Source organism: Amycolatopsis sp. TNS106 (assembly GCF_019330265.1).
In the GTDB taxonomy this organism is placed as follows: domain Bacteria; phylum Actinomycetota; class Actinomycetes; order Mycobacteriales; family Pseudonocardiaceae; genus Amycolatopsis; species Amycolatopsis lurida.
This window is the reverse complement of record NZ_CP024972.1, coordinates 5,555,035-5,573,621: the sequence shown is the minus strand read 5'-3', so window position 1 is coordinate 5,573,621 and position 18,587 is coordinate 5,555,035. Positions and strand designations below refer to the sequence as shown.

General features: G+C 69.8%; 16 protein-coding genes. 7 read left to right on the top strand and 9 right to left on the bottom strand.

Features of this window, described 5'->3' with window-relative positions; genetic code table 11:
• Positions 1 to 87: 87 nt before the first annotated feature.
• Positions 88 to 1,029: a DMT family transporter gene (locus CVV72_RS25090; RefSeq protein ID WP_219146069.1), complete on the bottom strand. Its 942-nt coding sequence runs from the start codon at positions 1,027 to 1,029 to the stop codon at positions 88 to 90.
• A 102-nt stretch (positions 1,030 to 1,131) separates the two neighbouring features.
• Here CVV72_RS25090 and CVV72_RS25085 point away from each other — a divergent pair, with 102 nt between their 5' ends.
• Together CVV72_RS25085 and CVV72_RS25080 are read left to right on the top strand one after the other, a co-directional pair.
• Positions 1,132 to 2,064 (top strand): LysR family transcriptional regulator, encoded by a 933-nt coding sequence (locus CVV72_RS25085; RefSeq protein WP_219146068.1) that lies wholly within the window; start codon positions 1,132 to 1,134, stop codon positions 2,062 to 2,064.
• 62 nt (positions 2,065 to 2,126) lie between these two features.
• Positions 2,127 to 2,795: an alpha/beta fold hydrolase gene (locus CVV72_RS25080; protein WP_219146067.1), complete on the top strand. Its 669-nt coding sequence runs from the start codon at positions 2,127 to 2,129 to the stop codon at positions 2,793 to 2,795.
• On the opposite strand, the gene CVV72_RS25075 is transcribed toward CVV72_RS25080, so the two are convergent.
• The 7 genes from CVV72_RS25075 to CVV72_RS25045 all read right to left on the bottom strand — a co-directional run bounded on the left by CVV72_RS25075 (position 2,792) and on the right by CVV72_RS25045 (position 9,647).
• Entirely contained in the window at positions 2,792 to 3,844 is a 1,053-nt protein-coding gene (locus tag CVV72_RS25075; RefSeq protein WP_219146066.1) for a serine/threonine-protein kinase, read from the bottom strand. The genes CVV72_RS25080 and CVV72_RS25075 overlap by 4 nt on opposite strands.
• A 13-nt stretch (positions 3,845 to 3,857) precedes the next feature.
• Positions 3,858 to 5,480 carry a serine/threonine-protein kinase gene (locus tag CVV72_RS25070; protein WP_219146065.1) on the bottom strand — a complete coding sequence of 541 codons (1,623 nt, stop codon included), beginning with the start codon at positions 5,478 to 5,480 and terminating at the stop codon, positions 3,858 to 3,860.
• Between the two features lie 219 nt (positions 5,481 to 5,699).
• Positions 5,700 to 6,545, bottom strand: a complete 846-nt coding sequence (locus CVV72_RS25065) for a hypothetical protein (RefSeq protein ID WP_219146064.1) — start codon at positions 6,543 to 6,545, stop codon at positions 5,700 to 5,702.
• Between the two features lie 255 nt (positions 6,546 to 6,800).
• Positions 6,801 to 8,042: a hypothetical protein gene (locus CVV72_RS25060; RefSeq protein WP_255632251.1), complete on the bottom strand. Its 1,242-nt coding sequence runs from the start codon at positions 8,040 to 8,042 to the stop codon at positions 6,801 to 6,803.
• A gap of 338 nt (positions 8,043 to 8,380) precedes the next feature.
• The gene (locus tag CVV72_RS25055; RefSeq protein ID WP_125680026.1) at positions 8,381 to 8,686 is read right to left on the bottom strand and encodes a hypothetical protein; all 306 of its coding nucleotides are present in this window, start codon (positions 8,684 to 8,686) and stop codon (positions 8,381 to 8,383) included.
• A gap of 86 nt (positions 8,687 to 8,772) precedes the next feature.
• The gene (locus CVV72_RS25050; protein ID WP_034304455.1) at positions 8,773 to 9,060 is read right to left on the bottom strand and encodes a chorismate mutase; all 288 of its coding nucleotides are present in this window, start codon (positions 9,058 to 9,060) and stop codon (positions 8,773 to 8,775) included.
• A gap of 167 nt (positions 9,061 to 9,227) precedes the next feature.
• Positions 9,228 to 9,647: a DUF1707 domain-containing protein gene (locus tag CVV72_RS25045; RefSeq protein WP_219146063.1), complete on the bottom strand. Its 420-nt coding sequence runs from the start codon at positions 9,645 to 9,647 to the stop codon at positions 9,228 to 9,230.
• A gap of 90 nt (positions 9,648 to 9,737) precedes the next feature.
• Here CVV72_RS25045 and pcrA point away from each other — a divergent pair, with 90 nt between their 5' ends.
• On the top strand, positions 9,738 to 12,152 hold the full coding sequence (gene pcrA, locus CVV72_RS25040; RefSeq protein ID WP_219146062.1) for a DNA helicase PcrA: 2,415 nt from the start codon (positions 9,738 to 9,740) through the stop codon (positions 12,150 to 12,152).
• A 687-nt stretch (positions 12,153 to 12,839) separates the two neighbouring features.
• On the opposite strand, the gene CVV72_RS25035 is transcribed toward pcrA, so the two are convergent.
• Positions 12,840 to 13,526 (bottom strand): M23 family metallopeptidase, encoded by a 687-nt coding sequence (locus CVV72_RS25035; RefSeq protein WP_219146061.1) that lies wholly within the window; start codon positions 13,524 to 13,526, stop codon positions 12,840 to 12,842.
• A 662-nt stretch (positions 13,527 to 14,188) separates the two neighbouring features.
• On the opposite strand from CVV72_RS25035, the gene CVV72_RS25030 reads away from it, so the two are divergent.
• The 4 genes from CVV72_RS25030 to sucD all read left to right on the top strand — a co-directional run bounded on the left by CVV72_RS25030 (position 14,189) and on the right by sucD (position 18,568).
• The gene (locus tag CVV72_RS25030) at positions 14,189 to 16,036 is read left to right on the top strand and encodes a hypothetical protein (protein ID WP_219154106.1); all 1,848 of its coding nucleotides are present in this window, start codon (positions 14,189 to 14,191) and stop codon (positions 16,034 to 16,036) included.
• On the top strand, positions 16,033 to 16,392 hold the full coding sequence (locus tag CVV72_RS25025; protein WP_219146060.1) for a hypothetical protein: 360 nt from the start codon (positions 16,033 to 16,035) through the stop codon (positions 16,390 to 16,392). Before CVV72_RS25030 ends, CVV72_RS25025 begins: the two co-directional genes overlap by 4 nt.
• 117 nt (positions 16,393 to 16,509) lie before the next feature.
• Entirely contained in the window at positions 16,510 to 17,679 is a 1,170-nt protein-coding gene (gene sucC / locus CVV72_RS25020; protein ID WP_034304473.1) for an ADP-forming succinate--CoA ligase subunit beta, read from the top strand.
• A gap of 1 nt (position 17,680) precedes the next feature.
• On the top strand, positions 17,681 to 18,568 hold the full coding sequence (gene sucD, locus CVV72_RS25015) for a succinate--CoA ligase subunit alpha (protein ID WP_005165134.1): 888 nt from the start codon (positions 17,681 to 17,683) through the stop codon (positions 18,566 to 18,568).
• The last annotated feature ends 19 nt before the right edge of the window (positions 18,569 to 18,587 follow it).

Genomic DNA, 18,587 nt, shown 5'->3' with positions numbered 1-18,587 from the left:
GTCTCGGCGGCCACTCGCGCCAGCCCGACTCGCGGACGAGGTCGAGCTCGACGGGGCCGGTGGGACGCCACAGCGTCGTCGTGTCCGTCAGGGCGCGACCTTATCGGCGGCGGCGAAGGGGCGCTCGACCTGCGGAGTGGTAGCAAAGGTCCCTTGCTCCCTCGGGCGGAGCCGGGTCAGCGCGACCCCGCCCAGCACGACGACCATCCCGGCGATCACCCGCAGGTTCAGCGGCTCGGCCAGGAACACCGCCCCCAGCAGCACCGAAACCACCGGCAGCAGGTAGCCGACGATCGACGCCGCGACGGCGCCCTCGCTCGCGAGGAGCTGGTAGTTCAGCGCGAACGCGATCCCGGTCGACCCGATCCCCAGGATCACGACCGCGACGACCGCTCCGGTGCTCAGGTTCACCGGTTCGAAACCGCCCATCGGCATCGCGAGCAGCAGGAACCCGGTCGCCAGCAGCATCTGCCCACCGGCCAGCGACAGCGGCGAGTCACCGGTGCCGGTGAGGTACTTGCCCTCGTAGACGAACGCGAACCCGTAGCTCGCGGCCGCCGCGAGGCATGCCAGCGCGCCCCAGCTGAGCAGCCCGGACGCCTCCCACGGCGCGAAGATCAGCAGGATCCCGGCGAGCCCGACGACGAGCCCGGTGACCCGCACCGCGGTCATCTTCGTCCGCGCGCCCATCATCGGCGCGGCCAGCAACACCCACAGGGGAGTCGTCGAGTTCAGCACCCCGGTGATCCCGGAGTCGACGGTCAGCTCACCCCACGCGAACAGGAGGAACGGCAGCGCGTTGTGGAAGAACGCCGCGACGGCCAGATGTCCCCAGATCGGCCGCCCGGACGGCAGCCTGTCCCGGCCGAGGTAGCAGAGCCCGATCAGCACCGCCGCGCCGAGCGCCACCCGCGCCAGCACCAGCTGCACCGGCGAGAACGCGCCGAGCCCCAGTTTGATCCAGAAGAAACTCGATCCCCACATGAGCGCCAGCGCGCCGATCCTCAGCAGGGTCTTCGTCTCGCCCACCCCAGTCCTCCTTAAGTGCCTGGCCCAGCTTCGCCGCGCCGACGCGTAAGGACAAGCGAAAATAACTGCAGGAAGCCTTAAGAAGAACTGTAAGATCGGGGCATGCTGGACGTCCGCCGCATGCAGGTACTCCGAGCCGTCATCAGTAGCGGTTCGATCACCGCCGCCGCCCGGAATCTCGGCTACACACCTTCCGCGATCAGCCAGCAATTGTCCACCCTGGAAAGGGAAGCGGGGGTCGAACTGCTCGAGCGCGTCGGCCGCGGCGTGCGGCCGACCCCCGCCGGTTCGCTGCTGTCCGAACACGCGGAAACGCTGAGCACCCAGCTCGCGAAAGCCGAAGCCGCGCTCACCGAACTCAAGGAGGGCCGCACGGGCAGGCTCGCGATCCGCTACTTCGCCACGGCGGGAGCCTCGCTGGTGCCCCTGGCCGTCGCCGCGCTGCGCCGGGAATTCCCCGGCGTCCGCCTCGACCTGAAACTGGTCGAACCCGACGATTCGATGCCCGAGATCGAGTCGGGCAAGGCCGACGTCGCGATGATCGTGCTCCCCAGCAGCACTCCCCGGGTCAAAGGCGTCGAGTACGTCCACCTGCTCGACGATCCGTACCGCGCGATCCTGCCGAAGAACCACCGGCTCGCCCGCAAACGCGTCCTCGATCTCGGTGAACTCGCCGAGGATCCGTGGGTCGGCGTCGACGGTCTCCCCGGCGCCTGCCGCGACATCCTGCTCGACGCCTGCGGCGCGGCCGGATTCGCTCCGAACCACGTCGTCGAATCCGAGGATTACCAGACGGCACAAGGGTTCGTGGCCGCCGGGCTCGGTGTCGCGCTGATCCCCGAGCTCGGCCTCGGCGCCCCCCATCCCGGCGTCGCCATCCGCAAGGTCCGGCGGCCGGATCCGGTGCGGTCCATCCACGCCGCCGTGGCCGCGCACGCCAGGGAACACCCCGCGGTGCGGCGGTTCCTCCTCGCGATCCGCGAAGGGGCCGGACAGGTAAGCGGGTCTGGCCGAGTGGGCACGAAAACCGGCTGAGCTTGAACAGCCGCACGGGCGGTCGACAACCTGGCAGGGAACCTGCCAGCGAAAGGACCCCGGTGCGCCCCCTGATCGTCCTGCACGGCTCTTGGCACCAACCCGCCCATTTCGACGACGTCGTCGGACGCCTGCGCCGCGAAGGCACTGCTGTCACCGTCCCCGACCTCGGCGGGCGTCCGATCGCCGAAACCACCCGGACCGTCCAGGAACTCGTCGACCAGGCGGCCGAGCCGCCGGTGGTGCTCGCGCATTCCTTCGGCGGGCTCACCGCCAGCGGGCTTCAGGGGACTTCGCACCTGATCTACCTGGCCGCGATCGTCAGCGAGCCAGGGGAAACCGCTCGGTACTGGACCGAGCGGATCAGGGAGGAAACCGGCCGCGAACCCGATCAGGTGCCCTTGACCTTCGACGACGCGGGCCTCACCCATCTCGACCTCGCCGCCGTCCGCGGGGCCATGTACGCCGACTGCACGGACGCCGTCGCCGGACGTGCCACGGCCCTGCTGCGTCCCGAGCCCGTCACGATCTTCGACGAGTCGCCGGAAGGCTCGGCGTGGAAGGACACCCCCACCACGTACATCACCTGCACCGAAGACCGGGTGCTCGTCCCGGAAATGGTCGTCCACTTCGCCGAACGCTGCGAGACGACGGTGACGTGGCGGGCGAGCCACAGCCCGTACCTCAGCCGTCCGGTCGAACTGGCGGAGCTGGTCCTCGAAAGGCTCTAAATCAGGAACAGTTCCGCGAACAGCACACCGATGAGGATCGCCGCCACCACGGCACCCGCGACGATCAGCCACTTCCGGGTGTCCGGCGACTTCGCCGCCACAGGCGCGGCGGGCGCGTACTGCTGCGCCGGGGGCGCCGGGGGCGCGTACTGCGGCTGCGGTGGCTGATACTGCTGGGGCTGGTGCTGGGGGAACTGCGGAGCCGGCTGCTGCGGAGCCTGCTGCATCGGCATCGGCATCGAGGCCGGAACCGTCGGCATGGCAGGCGCGGTCGGCGGGATGAACGCCGTCTGCCGCCCCTCGGTGATCGCGTTCAGGGAGCGCACGGTGTCGGCCATCGTCGGCCGCGCGTCCGGCTCCGCCCGCAGCATCTTGCGCAGCGCGCCTGCCAACGGCCCGGCGGTCTGCGGCGGCCGTTCCGAGGACTCGCCGTCCTCGCCGAACGGCGGCACCCCCTCGACGGCCGTGTACAGCGTCGCGCCCAGCGAGAACACGTCGGACGCCGAAGTCGCCGGTTCGCCGCGCGCCACCTCGGGCGCCCGGTACGCGGGGCTCGGGCCACCGCCGGTGATGCCGATGTCGGTGAGCTTCACGCCGCCGTCGTCCGCCAGCAGGACCGTGCCCGGTTCGACGGTCCGGTGCACCACCCCGGCCTCGTGCATCGCGGCCAGCGCGCGACCGAGCACGATGCCCAGCCCGGCGGCCTGTTCCGCGGTCAGCCTGCCGTGCTCGGCGAGGAAGGTCGCCATCCCGCGAGACGGGATGTACTCCATCACCAGCCACACGTCCGCCCCGTCGGGCAGCACGTCGTACACCTTGATGGCGGTGGCGTGCTCGAACTTGGCCGCGTCCTTGCCTTCCTGGACGACGACGGCCTTGGCCTGCTCCGCCCGGTCCGGCGGCAGGCCGACGGGCAGGTACATGCGCTTCATCGCGACCGTGCGCAGCAGACGGGTGTCGAACGCCAGCCACACGATGCCCGCCCGGCCGCGCCCGATGGGCTGGTCCAGGCGGTACCGGCCGCCGACGATGGAACCTTCAGAACTCAATTGCAGCCTCGGATCAAGTGCCGGCCGGGGTCGAAGTCGGTGTCTCCGTGTTCGACTGAGTTGTCGGCGTGGTCGGAGTCGATGTCTTCGTCGGCGTCGTTTTGGTCGGAGTCTTCGTCGGCGTCGGCGGATCCGGTTCCTGAGTCTGGCTCGCCTTGCTCGATGTCTTCTTCGACGAGGTCGTTTCCTTCGGCGGCTCGGCCGATTGCGTTTCCGTCGGCGTCTCCGTGGTCTCCGGAGCCGACGACGTCGCCGACGGCGACGGCTTCGTCGAGGACGAGTTCCCCACCTGCGCGGGCGTCTCCGGGTTGTTCGGGCTCAGCAGCCAGAACCCCAGCGCGGCCAGCGCCACCACCACGACACCGCCGATGATCGCGGGCTTCTTCCACGCACCCGGCTTTTCGTCGTCGTCGTCCTCGTCCACCGGGCTGGTCTGCGCGCGGGTGGGCGGCGGTGGGGGCGGGTCGTCGTAATCGTCGTCGTAGGGATCGTCGTCGTAGTCGCCCGCGGGGATCGGGACGGCGCGCGTCGGCGCGGGGCCGCCACCGGGGTGGCCGCGTTCGGCCAGCAGCGCCGTCTCGTCGTAGTTGTCGTACCCGTCGTAGTCGTTTTCCGGGTAGCCCGAGGCGGGCGGCTGGTGGTAGTCGTCCTCGTCGTCGTAGTACGACCCGGCCGCGTTCTGCTCGTCGAGAAGCGAGCCCGAGTGACCGGCGGCCTCGCTGTCGAGCGCTTGGGTCACGCCACCGCCGGCGAGCGCGCCCGCGATGGGGGCGGCGAGCACGGTGTCGTCCGTGGGGCCACCCAGCGGCGTTTCACCCCGCGCGACGGCGGCTAGGAGCTCTTCGCACTCTTCGGCGGTGGGGCGGTGCCGCACCTCCGGGTGCAGCAGCACGGCCAGCACGCTGGCGAGCGGGCCGGACTGGCGCGGCGGGATGATCTGCCCGGCCGCGACCGCGTGCAGCAGGCTCAGCGTGTTCTCGCTGAGGCCGAACGGCGGCTGGCCTTCGCAGGCCGCGTAGAGCGTCGAGCCGAGCGAGAAGACGTCGGACTCCGGGCCGGGGTCGCCGCCGATGGCCACCTCGGGCGCCAGATAGGCGGGGGTTCCGGCGATCATGCCGGTCTTCGTGACCGTGACGTCGTCCTTGGCCCGCGAGATGCCGAAGTCGGTGATCTTCACGGTGCCGTTGGGCGCGAGCAGGATGTTGCCCGGCTTGATGTCCCGGTGCACGATGCCGACCGCGTGCGCCTCGGTCAGCGCCGCCGCGACCTGCGCGCCGATCCGCGCGACCTCCGTCGGCGGCAGCGTCCGCTCCTCCTGCAGCACCTGGGCGAGGCTGGTGGAGTTCAGGTATTCCATGATCAGGCACGGCTGGCCGTTGTCGTCGGTGACGACGTCGAACACCGAGATGGCGTTCGGGTGGTGCAGCCTGGCGGCGATCCGGCCCTCGCGCATCGTCCGCTGACGGGCGTCTTCGGCGTCGTGAGCCTCAAGTCCTGGTTGCAGAAGCAACTGCTTGATCGCCACTGTGCGGCCGAGTACCTCGTCGTGCGCTTGCCACACGGCCCCCATCGCGCCCGTACCGATCCGCCCGGCGATGCGATATCGACCGGCGACCAGGCGACCCTCGTCGCTCACGCGACCTCCCTTTGGGCTCCGTCTTCACGACGCGGAATGGTCCGCGTACGCGGTGCGGCCTTCAGCACGCCACAGCGTTGGAGCGTATGCACATGTAGTGGTCTGTGTGCCGGCTTTTCCGAGACCGACTCGTGACAAGGCTAGGCGCTCACTCTGCGCACACACACGCGGCACGCTCTGATCGCCCTGGGTGGAGGGCTGTTACACGCGCGGTGTTCGTCACATGTGTTGCGCGGACAGCAGTCGCGCGTCGGTGATCAGGCCGGAGGTCTCGTCGGCGAATTCCAGCACCTGCGTGACCCGCAGCAGGCCGCCGTCCGGGTTGCGCATGGTCACGATGGCGAGGATGGTGCCGTCGGCCTGTTCCCGGATGTCCTGGATCTGGATGGCGTCCATGGCGCTCCACGCCTCGATCAGCTTGCCCGCTCCGGACTCGGCCAGCACCGGCGTGATCAGCGACATCGCGCCGTACGGATCGGCGTCGACGGTCTGGTAGAACTTCCGGACCGCGTCGATCTTGTCCGCGGCGGTGCTGACCGCGGCGGGCTTGGCGGCAGGCTGCGAGCTGGCGCTGCTGGACGAAGAACCCCGCTGCGGGAGCGAGCCCGAACCCGTGCCCGAAGACGGCTGAGGTGTCGTGCTGGTGCCCGACGTCGCCGGCGTCTCCTGCTTGCGCTGCGGCTCGGTGGAGTCGGGGACGGCGAGCCCGCCGAGCGCGGCGGCTCCGCTCATCACCTCGGGTGCGGCGGCACCCGGCACGGTGCCCTGCGGCTGCGTGCCCGCGAGCACGCCCGCGGTGACGACGGCGCCCGCGACGAGGAATCCGGCGGCGACCAGACCGGCCAGCTTGGCCCGCCGGGCGGCCCGGCTCTCCGGCTCGTCCACCTCGGGTTCGGGCTGCGGCGACCGCTCTTCACGGGTGCGCGCGGGAACGAACTTCTGCGGCTCGCGGAAGACCTGCTCGAGGTACTCGCGATCGACGCGGGTGTCGTTCAGGATCTCTTCCGGGATGACGTCCTCGACACGTACGGCATCCTCACGCCGTATGCGCTGTCGATCAAGCACGAAATTCCTCGCTCTGGTCCGGGGCAGGCGCTGGGCCGTTCGGCCGACGCCTCTGGTCCGCGCGGCCGTCTTCTGAACGGTGCGGACCCTGCAGTCGTCAGGTAACCCTGTGCGGACGGTCCACGGCCAGGCTCCATCGCCGGAATGCCGTCGCGATACGACGAACGGCAGCTTAGGTCACCCACCCGGACCAGGGACGACCGCTCAGCGCACCGCACGTGCAGAGGGACAGGACACTTGCACGTGCGTGGTCGCCTACATGCCGTCGTCGACGATCTTGTCGTCGTCGCCGAAGGTGAAGGTGCGCTGTTCCATGGTCTTCGTGCCGTCTTTGTGCGTGACCTCGACGGTGTTGACCGTGACGCCGCGGCGCTGGTCGATGCTGACCTTCTTCACCTCGAAGTAGGCGACGTCGCGGTAGCGGTCCCGCAGGCCTTCCGCGCCTTCTTCGCGCAGGCCGCCGGAGGTCACCGAGGACGCCTCTTGGGGGTTCGTCGTGACGGAGTTGAGGAAGAGTTCGGTGTTGTCGCCCATCGCCTGCGCGTCCGGCTGCGACGCGTACCAGGGGGCCGGGGTGGTGGTGCGGTTGGCCGGGACGACCGGCGGCTTCTGCGGCCGGTCGCTCGACGGCGGCGCGGGCCGCCCGGACGTCGCCGGCCCGCTCGAGTCGGGCCGCGACGAGCCGGTCCCGGCGCTTTCGCTGTCCGAGGTGGTGCCGGAGTTGGCGGAGCTGCGGTCGTCCCTGGTGGAGGACTCGGTCTCGGCTTCGGACGGGTTGCCCGCCGCGCCGCCCTGCGGTGGCGTGGCCGGATGGCCGGCGAGACCGTCCTGGGTCAGCGGGCTGCCCCCGCGGTATCCGGGCCAGCCGCCCTGGCTCTGCTGCTCCGGGAGGGGTTTGCCGACCAGGTACGAACCGGCGAAGAGCAGGCCGATCACGACCAGCGCGGACGCGGCCGCCGCGAACCAGGCGGCCTTGCGCCAGGTCTTGGGCGGCGTCACCGAAGCGGGCACCGAACCGAGGTCGAAGGTGCTCAGGCCGTCGACCGGCGGGGCGAGGTAGACGCGGACGTCGTCGTTGTCGTCGACCTCCATCGGCTCGGGGCGGCGGGGAGCGGGGGCGGTCAGTGTCACCTTCGTGCGCTGGGCGGCCTTCGCGCGCCGTTCCTCGACGGGAGGGACGGGCTCGGTGAATGAGACCTCGACGCGGGCCGGGCGGGCTGGGTGCTCTACGGGGACCTCACGAGCGGGCTGGGGGAGCGGCAGACGGCCGCTCGATGGGGCGTAGCCGGGGCTCGGCGCCCTCCTGTCCCGCGGTGGCGGAAGGGGAAGGGAACCGGTGGAGGGCGGGGCGAACTCACGGTGGGCGTGGTGCCCGTGCCCGGTGGGCCGCTGCCGCCGCGGCGGCACGGAAGGAGTCCAGCCTTCGGTACCGCCCGCCCGGTGGCGGCCCGCTTGCGTGGCGCCGTTCCGTCCCTGGTGTTCCGCCCAGCCGTTCATGTTCGAGCGACCCCTTCACAGGCAGGCCCTGACGGCGATGTGACACCGGTTAAGCCGAACGGAGCAGCGGGTTCACGGGATCCCTCGCTTGCAGACTCCCAAGCAGTCTCGTGAGCAAATGCACGCGCATACGACTGGGGGCGCGCGGGGCCATCGCCCCCGCGCGCCATACGGGCATCGCCCGACCCAGACGCAAGGGTCCACACGAGGACCACAGTAAAAGTTCGACACCCGCAAGTCTTCACCCACTCTGCAAGTTGCAGATGTTTCACTCGGTCGGGCGCGGCCGAACGGGCCTCGGTGACGTTACGGAGTGCAATCGGCGCTGGTGAAGCCGTTCAGTTGCCGCTGCGGTACTTCTGCTGGGTCGATTGCAGGGCTTTCGTGGCCGTGATCCCGCTACCCGCTGCAAGCAAAATGGCGATGACGTCGAGCGTCGTTCCCCCACTCGTGAGCAGCCAGGCGAAAAGGGACGCGGCGGTGGTACCCGCCGCGATCGGCCAGCGCGTCTTGACGTACTGGGCGATGGGGGTGCCGCCCGCGCGCTTACCCGCCGCGTTGTTCAGCATGGCGAGATAACCGAGATGGCCCAGCGCGGCGAGCACACCGGCGATCGCGATCACGACGGCGATGAGGTTAATCATGTGTCCAGTTTGCCCTGTCCCGGGCCGTCGTGGCTCGGGGAACACCCTGAGTTCCGCCTCACGGCACGCAATCGTGACGCCCGCGCCTACCGCCCCAGCCTGCCTCGCCCGAGGTTGAGCAGCGCCATCGCCAGCTGCCGTCCCTCCGGCCCGAGTTCGCGGTAGCGCGCCAGCACGTCCATCTCGCGGTTGTAGACGATCCTGGTGCCGCCCGCGGCCATCCTGGCCGCACCGATCGTCTTGGAGACCTCGACGCGGCGTTTCACCAGCCGCAGGATCTCGCCGTCGAGGAAGTCGATCTCCTTGCGGAGCTCACCGATCTCTTCGGCGGTGGCGGTGGGTTCTTCGGCGTCCGGCTTCTGTGTGGTGCTCATCGGGACCTCTCTTCGGTCCGGATTCCCTGCTGGCCCCCGGAACAGCGTAAAGCCCCGGGGTCCGTGGACTCCGGGGCTTCGGGTGATGGCATTTCGGCACTATGCGATCACGGGAGCCGGAGTCCGGGTCCCGTAAAAAAATCGCGTCGCGTGCCGCATGCGCATCATTATGCCACAGCGAAACCCTCCTCCGGCTCGAAGCGGCGGCGCGCTCCGCGGACACGGGCGTGCACGAGGACGCTCATGGCCAGCCAGAACATCGGCATCGCCGGCCAGAAGAACGGCACCCCCGAAGCCGTCCAGCGGACGATCAGCAGCACCGACAGCACGACGGCCACCGCGAGATGGATTCGCACCGCCGGATGCCCGAAAACGACCAGGCGCCGCTTCGGCACGGGTTTCGGCAGATCGGCCGTGAGCGCGGCGAGCTCGTCCGTGTACTTGGCGGAATACACAGTGCCGAGCCGCTCTTCCACTTCTTCGAGGGTGAGACGGCCTTCGCCGCCGGCGGCCTGGATGAGCGAGACGACCCGCTCCCGGTCGGTGTCGGCCGCCCTGAGCCGGGAGGGAATTCCGTTGGTGTCCATGGCATCCGATCCTCCGCCGCGAACACCGCTCGCGCGTCGGACGGCAGGCGGCAACACCGCCTACGCCCGGCGCTGTAGCGTGGACCGGCGATGAACACCCTCTTCGATCTCCCAGCGGACGGTCCGGCCAAGCCTCGGCACTCGGACCTGCTCGACGACTTGAACCCGGCGCAGCGCGAGGCCGTGACCCATGCGGGCTCGCCGCTGCTGGTCGTCGCGGGCGCGGGCTCCGGCAAGACCCGGGTGCTGACCCGGCGGATCGCGTATCTGCTGGCCGAACGGGACGTGCATCCCGGCCAGATCATGGCGATCACGTTCACCAACAAGGCGGCCGCGGAGATGCGGGAGCGGGTGAGCGACCTCGTCGGCCGCCGCGCGAACGCCATGTGGGTGTCGACGTTCCACTCCATGTGCGTGCGGATCCTGCGGCGTGAGGCCAAAACGCTGGAGATGTCGTCGAGTTTCTCGATCTACGACTCGGACGACACGAAGCGGCTCATCACCCTCGTCGCCCGGGATCTCGACATCGACCCGAAGAAGTACGCGGCGCGCACGCTGGCCGTGCACATCTCGAACCTCAAGAACGAACTGATCGATCCGGAGACGGCGGTCGCCGACGCGGGCAACGACCTCGAACGCCGGGTCGCCGAGGTCTACGTCGAGTACCAGCGGCGGCTGAACCAGGCCAACGCGTTCGATTTCGACGACCTCATCATGCGGACGGTCGAACTCCTGCAGCGGTACCCGGACGTCGCCGAGTACTACCGGCGGCGGTTCCGGCACGTGCTGGTCGACGAGTACCAGGACACGAACCACGCGCAGTACACGCTGGTCCGCGAGCTGGTGGGCACCGAGGCGAACGAGGCCGGGATCGAGCCCGCCGAGCTGTGCGTCGTGGGTGACGCCGACCAGTCGATCTACGCCTTCCGCGGCGCGACGATCCGCAACATCGAGGAATTCGAACGCGACTTCCCGAACGCGCGGACCGTGCTGCTGGAGCAGAACTACCGCTCGACCCAGACGATCCTGAACGCGGCGAACGCGGTCATCGCGCGAAACCCGAACAGGCGCGCGAAACGGCTGTGGACCGATTCCGGTGACGGCGAGAAGATCGTCGGCTACGTCGCGGACAACGAGCACGACGAAGCGGCGTTCGTCGCGGGCGAGATCGACGCGCTGGCGGACAAGGGCGAAGCGGACTACTCCGACGTCGCCGTCTTCTACCGCACCAACAACCAGTCCCGTGTCTTCGAAGAGATCTTCATCCGCCTCGGTCTGCCGTACAAGGTCGTCGGCGGGGTGCGGTTCTACGAACGGCGCGAGGTCCGGGACATGCTCGCGTACCTGAGGGTGCTGGCGAACCCGGAGGACACGGTCAGCCTGCGCCGCATCCTCAACGTCCCCAAACGAGGCATCGGCGACCGCGCCGAAGCGGTCATCGCGACGTACGCCGAGCGCGAGCGCATCTCGTTCGCGCAGGCGCTGCGCGGCGCGGTCAACGGTGAGGTGCCGTTGCTGAACCCGCGCTCGGCCAAGGCGATCACCGGTTTCGTCGAGCTGATGGACGAGCTCGGCGAGGTCGTCCAGAGCGGCGCGGAAGTCGCCGACATCCTCGAAGCGGTCCTGGAGCGCACGGGCTACCGCACGGAACTCGAGGAGTCCGAAGACCCGCAGGACGCGTCGCGGGTGGAGAACCTGACGGAACTCGTCACCGTCGCGCGGGAGTTCACCGAATTCACCACCGAGGTCGCCGGTCCGGACGGCGAACTCCCCGAAATCGACACCGCGGATCCCGGTGTGCCGGAGCCGGGTTCGCTGCCCGCGTTCCTGGAGCGGGTCTCGCTGGTGGCGGACGCGGATTCGGTCCCGTCGCCCGACGGCGGCGATGACGGTGAGGGGCACGACGCGGGGGTGGTCACGCTGATGACCGTGCACACCGCGAAGGGTCTCGAATACCCGGTCGTCTTCGGAACGGGCTGGGAAGACGGGATCTTCCCGCATATGCGCGCGCTCGGTGACCCGACCGAACTCGCCGAGGAGCGCAGGCTCGCCTACGTCGCGATCACGCGGGCGAGGAAGAGGCTGTACGTCTCCCGTTCGATGGTGCGTTCCGCCTGGGGCCAGCCGCAGATGAACCCGGCCTCGCGGTTCCTCGACGAACTGCCCGCCGATCTGGTCGATTGGCGCAGGCTCGCGCCTTCCTCTTCCTCCGGTGGCTTCGGTTCGTCGGGTGGTTCGCCGCGCGCGGCGACGACCTGGGGGAGCCGCGGCGGTGGCTCGTCGCCTTCGAGGTCGGCGAGCACGAGCCCGTTCGGCAAGGGCTGGAAGGACACCGTCGCGCTCAAGCTGGACGTCGGCGACCGGGTCAGCCACGACAAGTACGGGCTCGGGACCGTCGTCGCCTGCGACGGCGCGGGCCCCCGTGCCACGGCGACGATCGACTTCGGCGCCGCCGGCAAGGTCCGGCTGATGCTCATCGGCAGCGTCCCGATGGTCAAACTCTAGCCCTGACCTGCGGTTTCTTCGCCGCTCACGAAAACTGTCGGACCCCTCCCGTATACCTGTCCCATCGAACACGAGTTCGATGAGCTGGGGTAGGCTGGAAGAGCCGGTGTGCCCCGTTCAGGAGGAGGGGGCGCAGCGGTGTGGACGGGGTCTTGTTTGGGGTTCTCTCGAGTGGGGTACTCGAGTACTTGCGGGGTGTTGAAGAAGGGGCGGGGACGGATCGGGGTCCGGAACCGCCGGAAGTGCTCAGGCTGGTCGCGGCCTGGCGCGCGTTATTGCGGGCACACGAACCGGACGGGGCCGGACGGTGCGTCGTATGCGGTCACGCGCGGCGATGGTTGTTCGGGCCGCGGCCAGCCGGGTGCCTTTCCCGGGGACTTTTCGCCGGATGGCGGCCAATCGAACGGCGCCCGGCGAGTCTCTGCACGGTCTGGCAGATCGCCGTGGGGTACTTCCTCAGGAAGCGGGCCGACGGCGTCGCATGAGGGCCCTGAGAGCCCGGAAGACCACCTACGCTCCGGGCCGGATGGCCTGCGACGCTTACCCGTGTGCTCGGAGCGGATGTCCTCGGAGCGGGAAGCGGAGGCCTGGAAGGCGCGCCAGAGCGTCGTCGCCCGGCGCGCCCTCATCGCGGGCGTAGCCACCGGAGTGGGGAAACGGTGTGGTGAAAGGAAAGCCGAGGCTCGGTCAGCCGACGTTCACGCCACGGGCGGCGAGCCACGGGCGCGGGTCGATCTTCTTCGAGCCGTTCTGCCATACCTCGAAGTGCAGGTGCGGGCCGGTGCTCTGGCCACGGTTGCCGACCTCGGCGATCTCCTCGCCGCACTTGACCTTCTGGCCTTCGCGGACGGAGAACGAGTTCATGTGGCCGTAGACGTGGACGGTGCCGTCGGCGAGCTGGACCTTGACCCAGAGGCCGAAACCGCTGGCGGGGCCCGCTTCGATGACCGTTCCGTCGGAAGCCGCGACGATCGGCGTGCCGATCGGGGCCGCGAGGTCGATGCCGAGGTGGCTCGTGCCCCACCGGGCACCGAAGCCCGAGGTGAAGGTGCCCTTGGTCGGCATGCAGGTCTTGGGCCGCTTGGCCTCTTCTTCGGCCTTGCGGGCCGCTTCGGCCTCACGCTTCACGCGGGCCTGGGTGATGCTGTTGTTCTCCGAGAGCTTCTGGGCTTCGGCGGAAGCGTTCGTCGACTGGCTCGTCGGCAGCAGCTCGGGGGCGCCACCAGCGGCTCCACCACCGAGGGCGAACGAGGCGCTCGCGTCCTGGGTGCTGGCCAGCGGGGTGACGGCGGCGTCGGAGGATTCCGAAACGGACTTCAGGGTCTGCCCGGCAGCGGCGGCCGCGAAGGCGCCGGCAGCGACGGCTGCGACCACGACACGACCACGAAGGGCCGAGGACGGGGGCGACAGGCGGTGCGAGCCCCGGACGCGGACGACCGCACCATCGAGTGCGTTCTCGAGCGCCGGGGAAGGAGCTTGGCCGCCGGGGGAGCGGTGTGAAGCCAAGACGGGGCCTTCCATGTTCGGGGAGTCGGATCAAGAGCCCGGGCGGGGGATCCCGGTGAACGACCTCGGGGGTGGTTCGTTCGGTGCTCTCATTCGTGATCTGACTGTAATGGGGACCCCGGGACAGTAACGAAGCGGCACCCCGATCAGCAAGATCTGACGGCGCTCTCGGCCGATCGGGCGACGGCGATCTGGCCGTTGTCCAGTGAAAATTACCCAAAGTTAGAGGAGGTTTACTCACAACCGTGTGACTTGCGTTACAAGATCAGAGGGCCGTTCGGGGGTCTCGGAGGGCCGAAAAGGAGGCAAACGAGGGAAATAAGCGGTTGCCCGACGGTGTTGAAGGAGGTTTACCCGGACCGTCCGGCCATCTGCGCCCGTGTCGTCGGGATCCGCCTGGGCAGGAAAACCGCGAACCGGACTTACAGGACGGCGCCCAGGCATCTTCGGTGGCCTGGCCCAGCGCCGGTGAGACCTGCGGCGCCCTGCTGCCGGGCCACGACCACCACGGCTTGCTAGCGTCGCCGTCGATGACTTCGCGCTCACGGCACCCTGGCGACTCCGCCGGGCAAGCCGTCCCCGGTACCGCGTCCGCCGAACTTCTCCGGAGCGAACCGGGCTCCCGCCCGCGAGCGCTCCTGCTGTCGGCGGGGCTGGTCTCGGCCGGTGCGGTAGCGCTGGCCGCCGGCGCGCTGCTGCCCGTCATCCAGGGCGGTTCGCCCGGTTTCACCGCCGCTCCGCTCCTGGTCGTGCTGGCCTTGGCGCCCGCGGCGGCCGTGCTCTACGCGCTGGCCACCGGACGCTCGGGGCTCGCGGCTGGTCTGGTCCTCGGGCTCACCGCGCTCGCGCCCGGACGGCTGCTGCTGGACCTGCAGCTGCTCGCCGACGGCTCCCTCGCCGCGCGTCCGGAACTGTTCCTCGCCGACCGGCTGCTCGCGCTGCCTCCGGCGGGGCCGGGGCTGTGGCCGCTGGTGGTGGGCCACCTGCTCACGCTCGCGGCCGGAGCGTTCGCCGCCGGGGCAGCCCGCGACGAGGCGGAACTGGCGGGTGAACTCGACGGACGGCGCCGCTGGCGGCTGCTCGGGCCCGTGCTCGGCGTGGCGGGCGGGATCGGATTGCTGCTCGCGCCGTTCGGTTCGGGCAACGCGTACCTCCTGGCCAAGAACGCCTTCGAGGGCCCGACCGTCGCGATGGCCGGGTACCTGTTGCTCGCGGCCTTGCTCCCGCTGACCGCGCTCGTGGCGGTGAGTTCCCCCTCGGCCGGGGTCGGCAAGGGCGGATTCGCCGGAGCGGGGCTGGCCGTGCTCGCCGTCGGCGTCCCGCCCGTCATCGCGGGGCTGGTCGTGGACCGCCTTTCGGTCGCGCCGGGTTCGGTGGTCGTGACCGTCGCGGGCCTGGCCCTGACCGGGCTGGCCTTCACCCGGTTCGACGTCGAGGAAACGGACGAGGCCGTCACCGGCGACCTGGCGGGCGAGGCCAAGCTGCCGGGGCTGTTCTGGTGGCGGCTGGCCACGGGAGGTCTGGCGCTGCTCGCTTCGGCCGCCGCGGTCGCGGGTGCCCTGGCTCCGGTGCTGAAGGCCAACGGTCCGACGCCGATCCCCGAGACACCGGCGCGCTGGCTGCTGCTCGGCGCCGCCGTCGTGCTCGCCGTGCCCGCGCTGTTCGTCTTCGTGCCGCGGCTCTCGGCGTTCGCCCGCGGAGTCGTCGCGGCCACGTGGGCGGGTGTCGTCCTCGCCGGCGCGGCGGTGCTGAGCGCCGCCTTGTCCGTGACCGAGGACAAGGCGGTCGATCCGGCGCTGTTCGGGGTCGACCTGCCGGTGCCGTTGCCGGACAAGGTCGGTTACTCGGCGGGCCCCGGGGTGACGTGGACGTTCGTCGCGCTCGTGCTGGCGGCCGTGGCCGCGCTCGCGGCGGTGATCACCGGCGTCGTGGAACGCGACGTCTCCGACGACGATGACAACGCGGAACTGGACACCGGCCTGGACGGAACGCGGGCGAGCGGCAACGTGCTCACCCCGCTCGCCGCGGCGGCGGTACTGGCGATCGCGGCGTTCGGCACGCCCGTGTTCACCGCGCCCGGCTACACCGCCCCCGGGCTGTGGTCGCACTTCGGCGCGGCGTCGTGGGGCCTGCTCGGCGCGCTCGCGGTCGTTCTCGGCCTGTACGCGCTCGTCCCGCGTTCACGGCCCGCCGCGGCGGCGTCCGCCTTGGCCGGGGCCGCGCTGGTACTCGGCCTGCGTGCGGCGGAACTTCCGCTGGTCGGCTCGGAGTACGACGGCTCGTCGGCCGGGATCGGGTTCTGGCTCGCGCTGGGCGGCGCGGTCGCCACCCTCGTCACGGCCGGGATGGCCGTCGCGGGCGCACGGCGGGCCGGATGACGCGCCGTCTTCTTCGCGTCGTGCTGGCCGAGTTCGACGTCGAGGAAGGCGCGGCGGTCGCTCTCGGACGGTTGCTGCGTGATGACGGTGTCGAGGTCGTCTATGCCGGGCGCCTCGAAACGGTCGACCAAGTGGCCAGGACGGTCGATCAGGAAGATCCGGACATGCTCGGCGTCCTGTGCGGCGCGAGCGGGCCCGAAGGACTCGCAGAAGCGGTCCCCGGCGTTCTCTTCTTCGCGGTCGGTAACGGCCCGAGCGAATTCGAGAACGCCTTCGAAAGCCTGGAAGACGCGGCGAACTGGGTCTCCGGTGTGCGGTCTCACACCGTGGAAACACCGTCTGACCGCGTACGGTGACCGACTTCACCAGGTGCGGAGTCCCCTGCTTCTGCGCAGGTCGCTAACCTCGACTGGTCCGACAGCGCGGTCCGGCAACGGACCACCACAGTGGCGTGTCGTCAGGAGACTGGAGTAGTGGACCTCTACGAATACCAGGCGAGGGATCTCTTCGCCGCCCACGGAGTACCGGTTCTGCCGGGTGCCGTGGCAAACACCCCCGAAGAAGCCAAGGCCACCGCCGAGAAGATCGGCAACCAGGTCGTCATCAAGGCCCAGGTCAAGACCGGCGGCCGCGGCAAGGCGGGCGGCGTCAAGCTGGCCCAGACGCCGGATGAGGCCGCCGAGAAGGCCGAGGCGATCCTCGGCCTGGACATCAAGGGCCACATCACGCGTCGCGTGCTGGTGGCCGAAGCCTCGGACATTTCCGAGGAGTACTACTTCTCCTTCCTGCTGGACCGTGCGAACCGCACCTTCCTCGCGATGGCTTCCGCCGAAGGCGGCGTGGAGATCGAGCAGCTGGCCGTCGAGCGTCCCGAAGCGCTCGCGAAGATCCCGGTCGACGCGATCGCCGGTGTCGACAAGGCGAAGGCCGTCGAGATCCTGACCGCGGGCAAGTTCCCGGAGAAGATCGTCGACGAGGCCGCCGACGTCGTCGTGAAGCTCTGGGAGACCTTCGTCTCCGAGGACGCCACGCTGGTCGAGGTCAACCCGCTGGTCCGTGACCCGCAGGACAAGATCATCGCCCTCGACGGCAAGGTCACCCTCGACGAGAACGCCTCGTTCCGTCAGCCGGGCCACGAGGCCCTGGTCGACAAGGACGCGGAGAACCCGCTCGAGGCGAAGGCCAAGGCCAAGGACCTCAACTACGTCAAGCTCGACGGCGAGGTCGGCATCATCGGCAACGGCGCGGGCCTCGTGATGTCCACGCTGGACGTCGTGGCGTACGCGGGCGAGAAGCACGGCGGCGTCAAGCCCGCCAACTTCCTCGACATCGGCGGCGGCGCTTCGGCCGAGGTCATGGCGGCCGGGCTGGACGTCATCCTCAACGACACCGACGTGAAGAGCGTCTTCGTCAACGTCTTCGGCGGCATCACCGCTTGCGACGCGGTCGCGAACGGCATCGTCGAAGCGCTGAAGATCCTGGGCGACGAGGCCACCAAGCCGCTCGTCGTGCGGCTGGACGGCAACAACGTCGTCGAGGGACGTCAGATCCTTGCCGACGCGAACCACCCGCTCGTCACCGTGGTGGACACAATGGACAACGCGGCCGACAAGGCCGCCGAGCTCGCCGCGGCAGGTGCGTGAGATGTCGATCTTCATCAACGAGAACAGCAAGGTCATCGTCCAGGGGCTCACCGGCTCCGAGGGCATGAAGCACGCGACCAAGATGCTGAAGTCCGGCACGAACATCGTGGGTGGCGTCAACGCCCGCAAGGCCGGCCAGACCGTCTCCATCGAGGGCAAGGACCTCACCGTGTTCGGCACGGTCGAGGAGGCCATCAAGGAGACCGGCGCCGACGTTTCGGTCATCTTCGTGCCGCCGAAGTTCGCCAAGGACGCGGTCATCGAGGCGATCGACGCCGAGATCCCGCTCGCCGTGGTGATCACCGAGGGCATCCCGGTGCACGACTCGGCCTACTTCTGGGCGCACGCGGTCGCGACCGGCAACAAGACCCGCATCATCGGGCCGAACTGCCCCGGCGTGATCAGCCCCGGCAAGTCGAACGCCGGCATCATCCCGGCCGACATCACCGGTGCCGGCCCGATCGGTCTCGTGTCGAAGTCGGGCACGCTGACCTACCAGATGATGTACGAGCTGCGTGACATCGGTTTCTCGACCGGTGTCGGCATCGGCGGCGACCCGGTCATCGGCACGACGCACATCGACGCCCTCGAGGCGTTCGAGGCCGACCCCGAGACCAAGGTCATCGTGATGATCGGCGAGATCGGCGGCGACGCCGAAGAGCGTGCCGCGGCCTACATCAAGGACAACGTGACGAAGCCGGTCGTCGGCTACGTCGCGGGCTTCACCGCGCCCGAGGGCAAGACGATGGGCCACGCCGGCGCCATCGTCTCCGGCTCCTCCGGCACGGCGGCCGCCAAGAAGGAGGCCCTCGAGGCCGCCGGCGTCAAGGTCGGGAAGACCCCGAGCGAGACCGCCGTCCTGGCGCGCGAGCTGTACAACAGCCTCTGATCTTCGGAGACTGAGCTTT

Excerpts from the sequence above, each read along its gene's own strand:
- CVV72_RS25085 (WP_219146068.1), top strand. The coding sequence starts at position 1,132 with ATGCTGGACGTCCGCCGCATGCAGGTACTCCGAGCCGTCATCAGTAGC.
- sucD (WP_005165134.1), top strand. The coding sequence starts at position 17,681 with ATGTCGATCTTCATCAACGAGAACAGCAAGGTCATCGTCCAGGGGCTC.
- CVV72_RS25055 (WP_125680026.1), bottom strand. The coding sequence starts at position 8,686 with ATGATTAACCTCATCGCCGTCGTGATCGCGATCGCCGGTGTGCTCGCC.
- CVV72_RS25025 (WP_219146060.1), top strand. The coding sequence starts at position 16,033 with ATGACGCGCCGTCTTCTTCGCGTCGTGCTGGCCGAGTTCGACGTCGAG.
- CVV72_RS25045 (WP_219146063.1), bottom strand. The coding sequence starts at position 9,647 with ATGGACACCAACGGAATTCCCTCCCGGCTCAGGGCGGCCGACACCGAC.
- pcrA (WP_219146062.1), top strand. The coding sequence starts at position 9,738 with ATGAACACCCTCTTCGATCTCCCAGCGGACGGTCCGGCCAAGCCTCGG.
- CVV72_RS25050 (WP_034304455.1), bottom strand. The coding sequence starts at position 9,060 with ATGAGCACCACACAGAAGCCGGACGCCGAAGAACCCACCGCCACCGCC.
- CVV72_RS25030 (WP_219154106.1), top strand. The coding sequence starts at position 14,189 with ATGACTTCGCGCTCACGGCACCCTGGCGACTCCGCCGGGCAAGCCGTC.
- CVV72_RS25060 (WP_255632251.1), bottom strand. The coding sequence starts at position 8,042 with ATGAACGGCTGGGCGGAACACCAGGGACGGAACGGCGCCACGCAAGCG.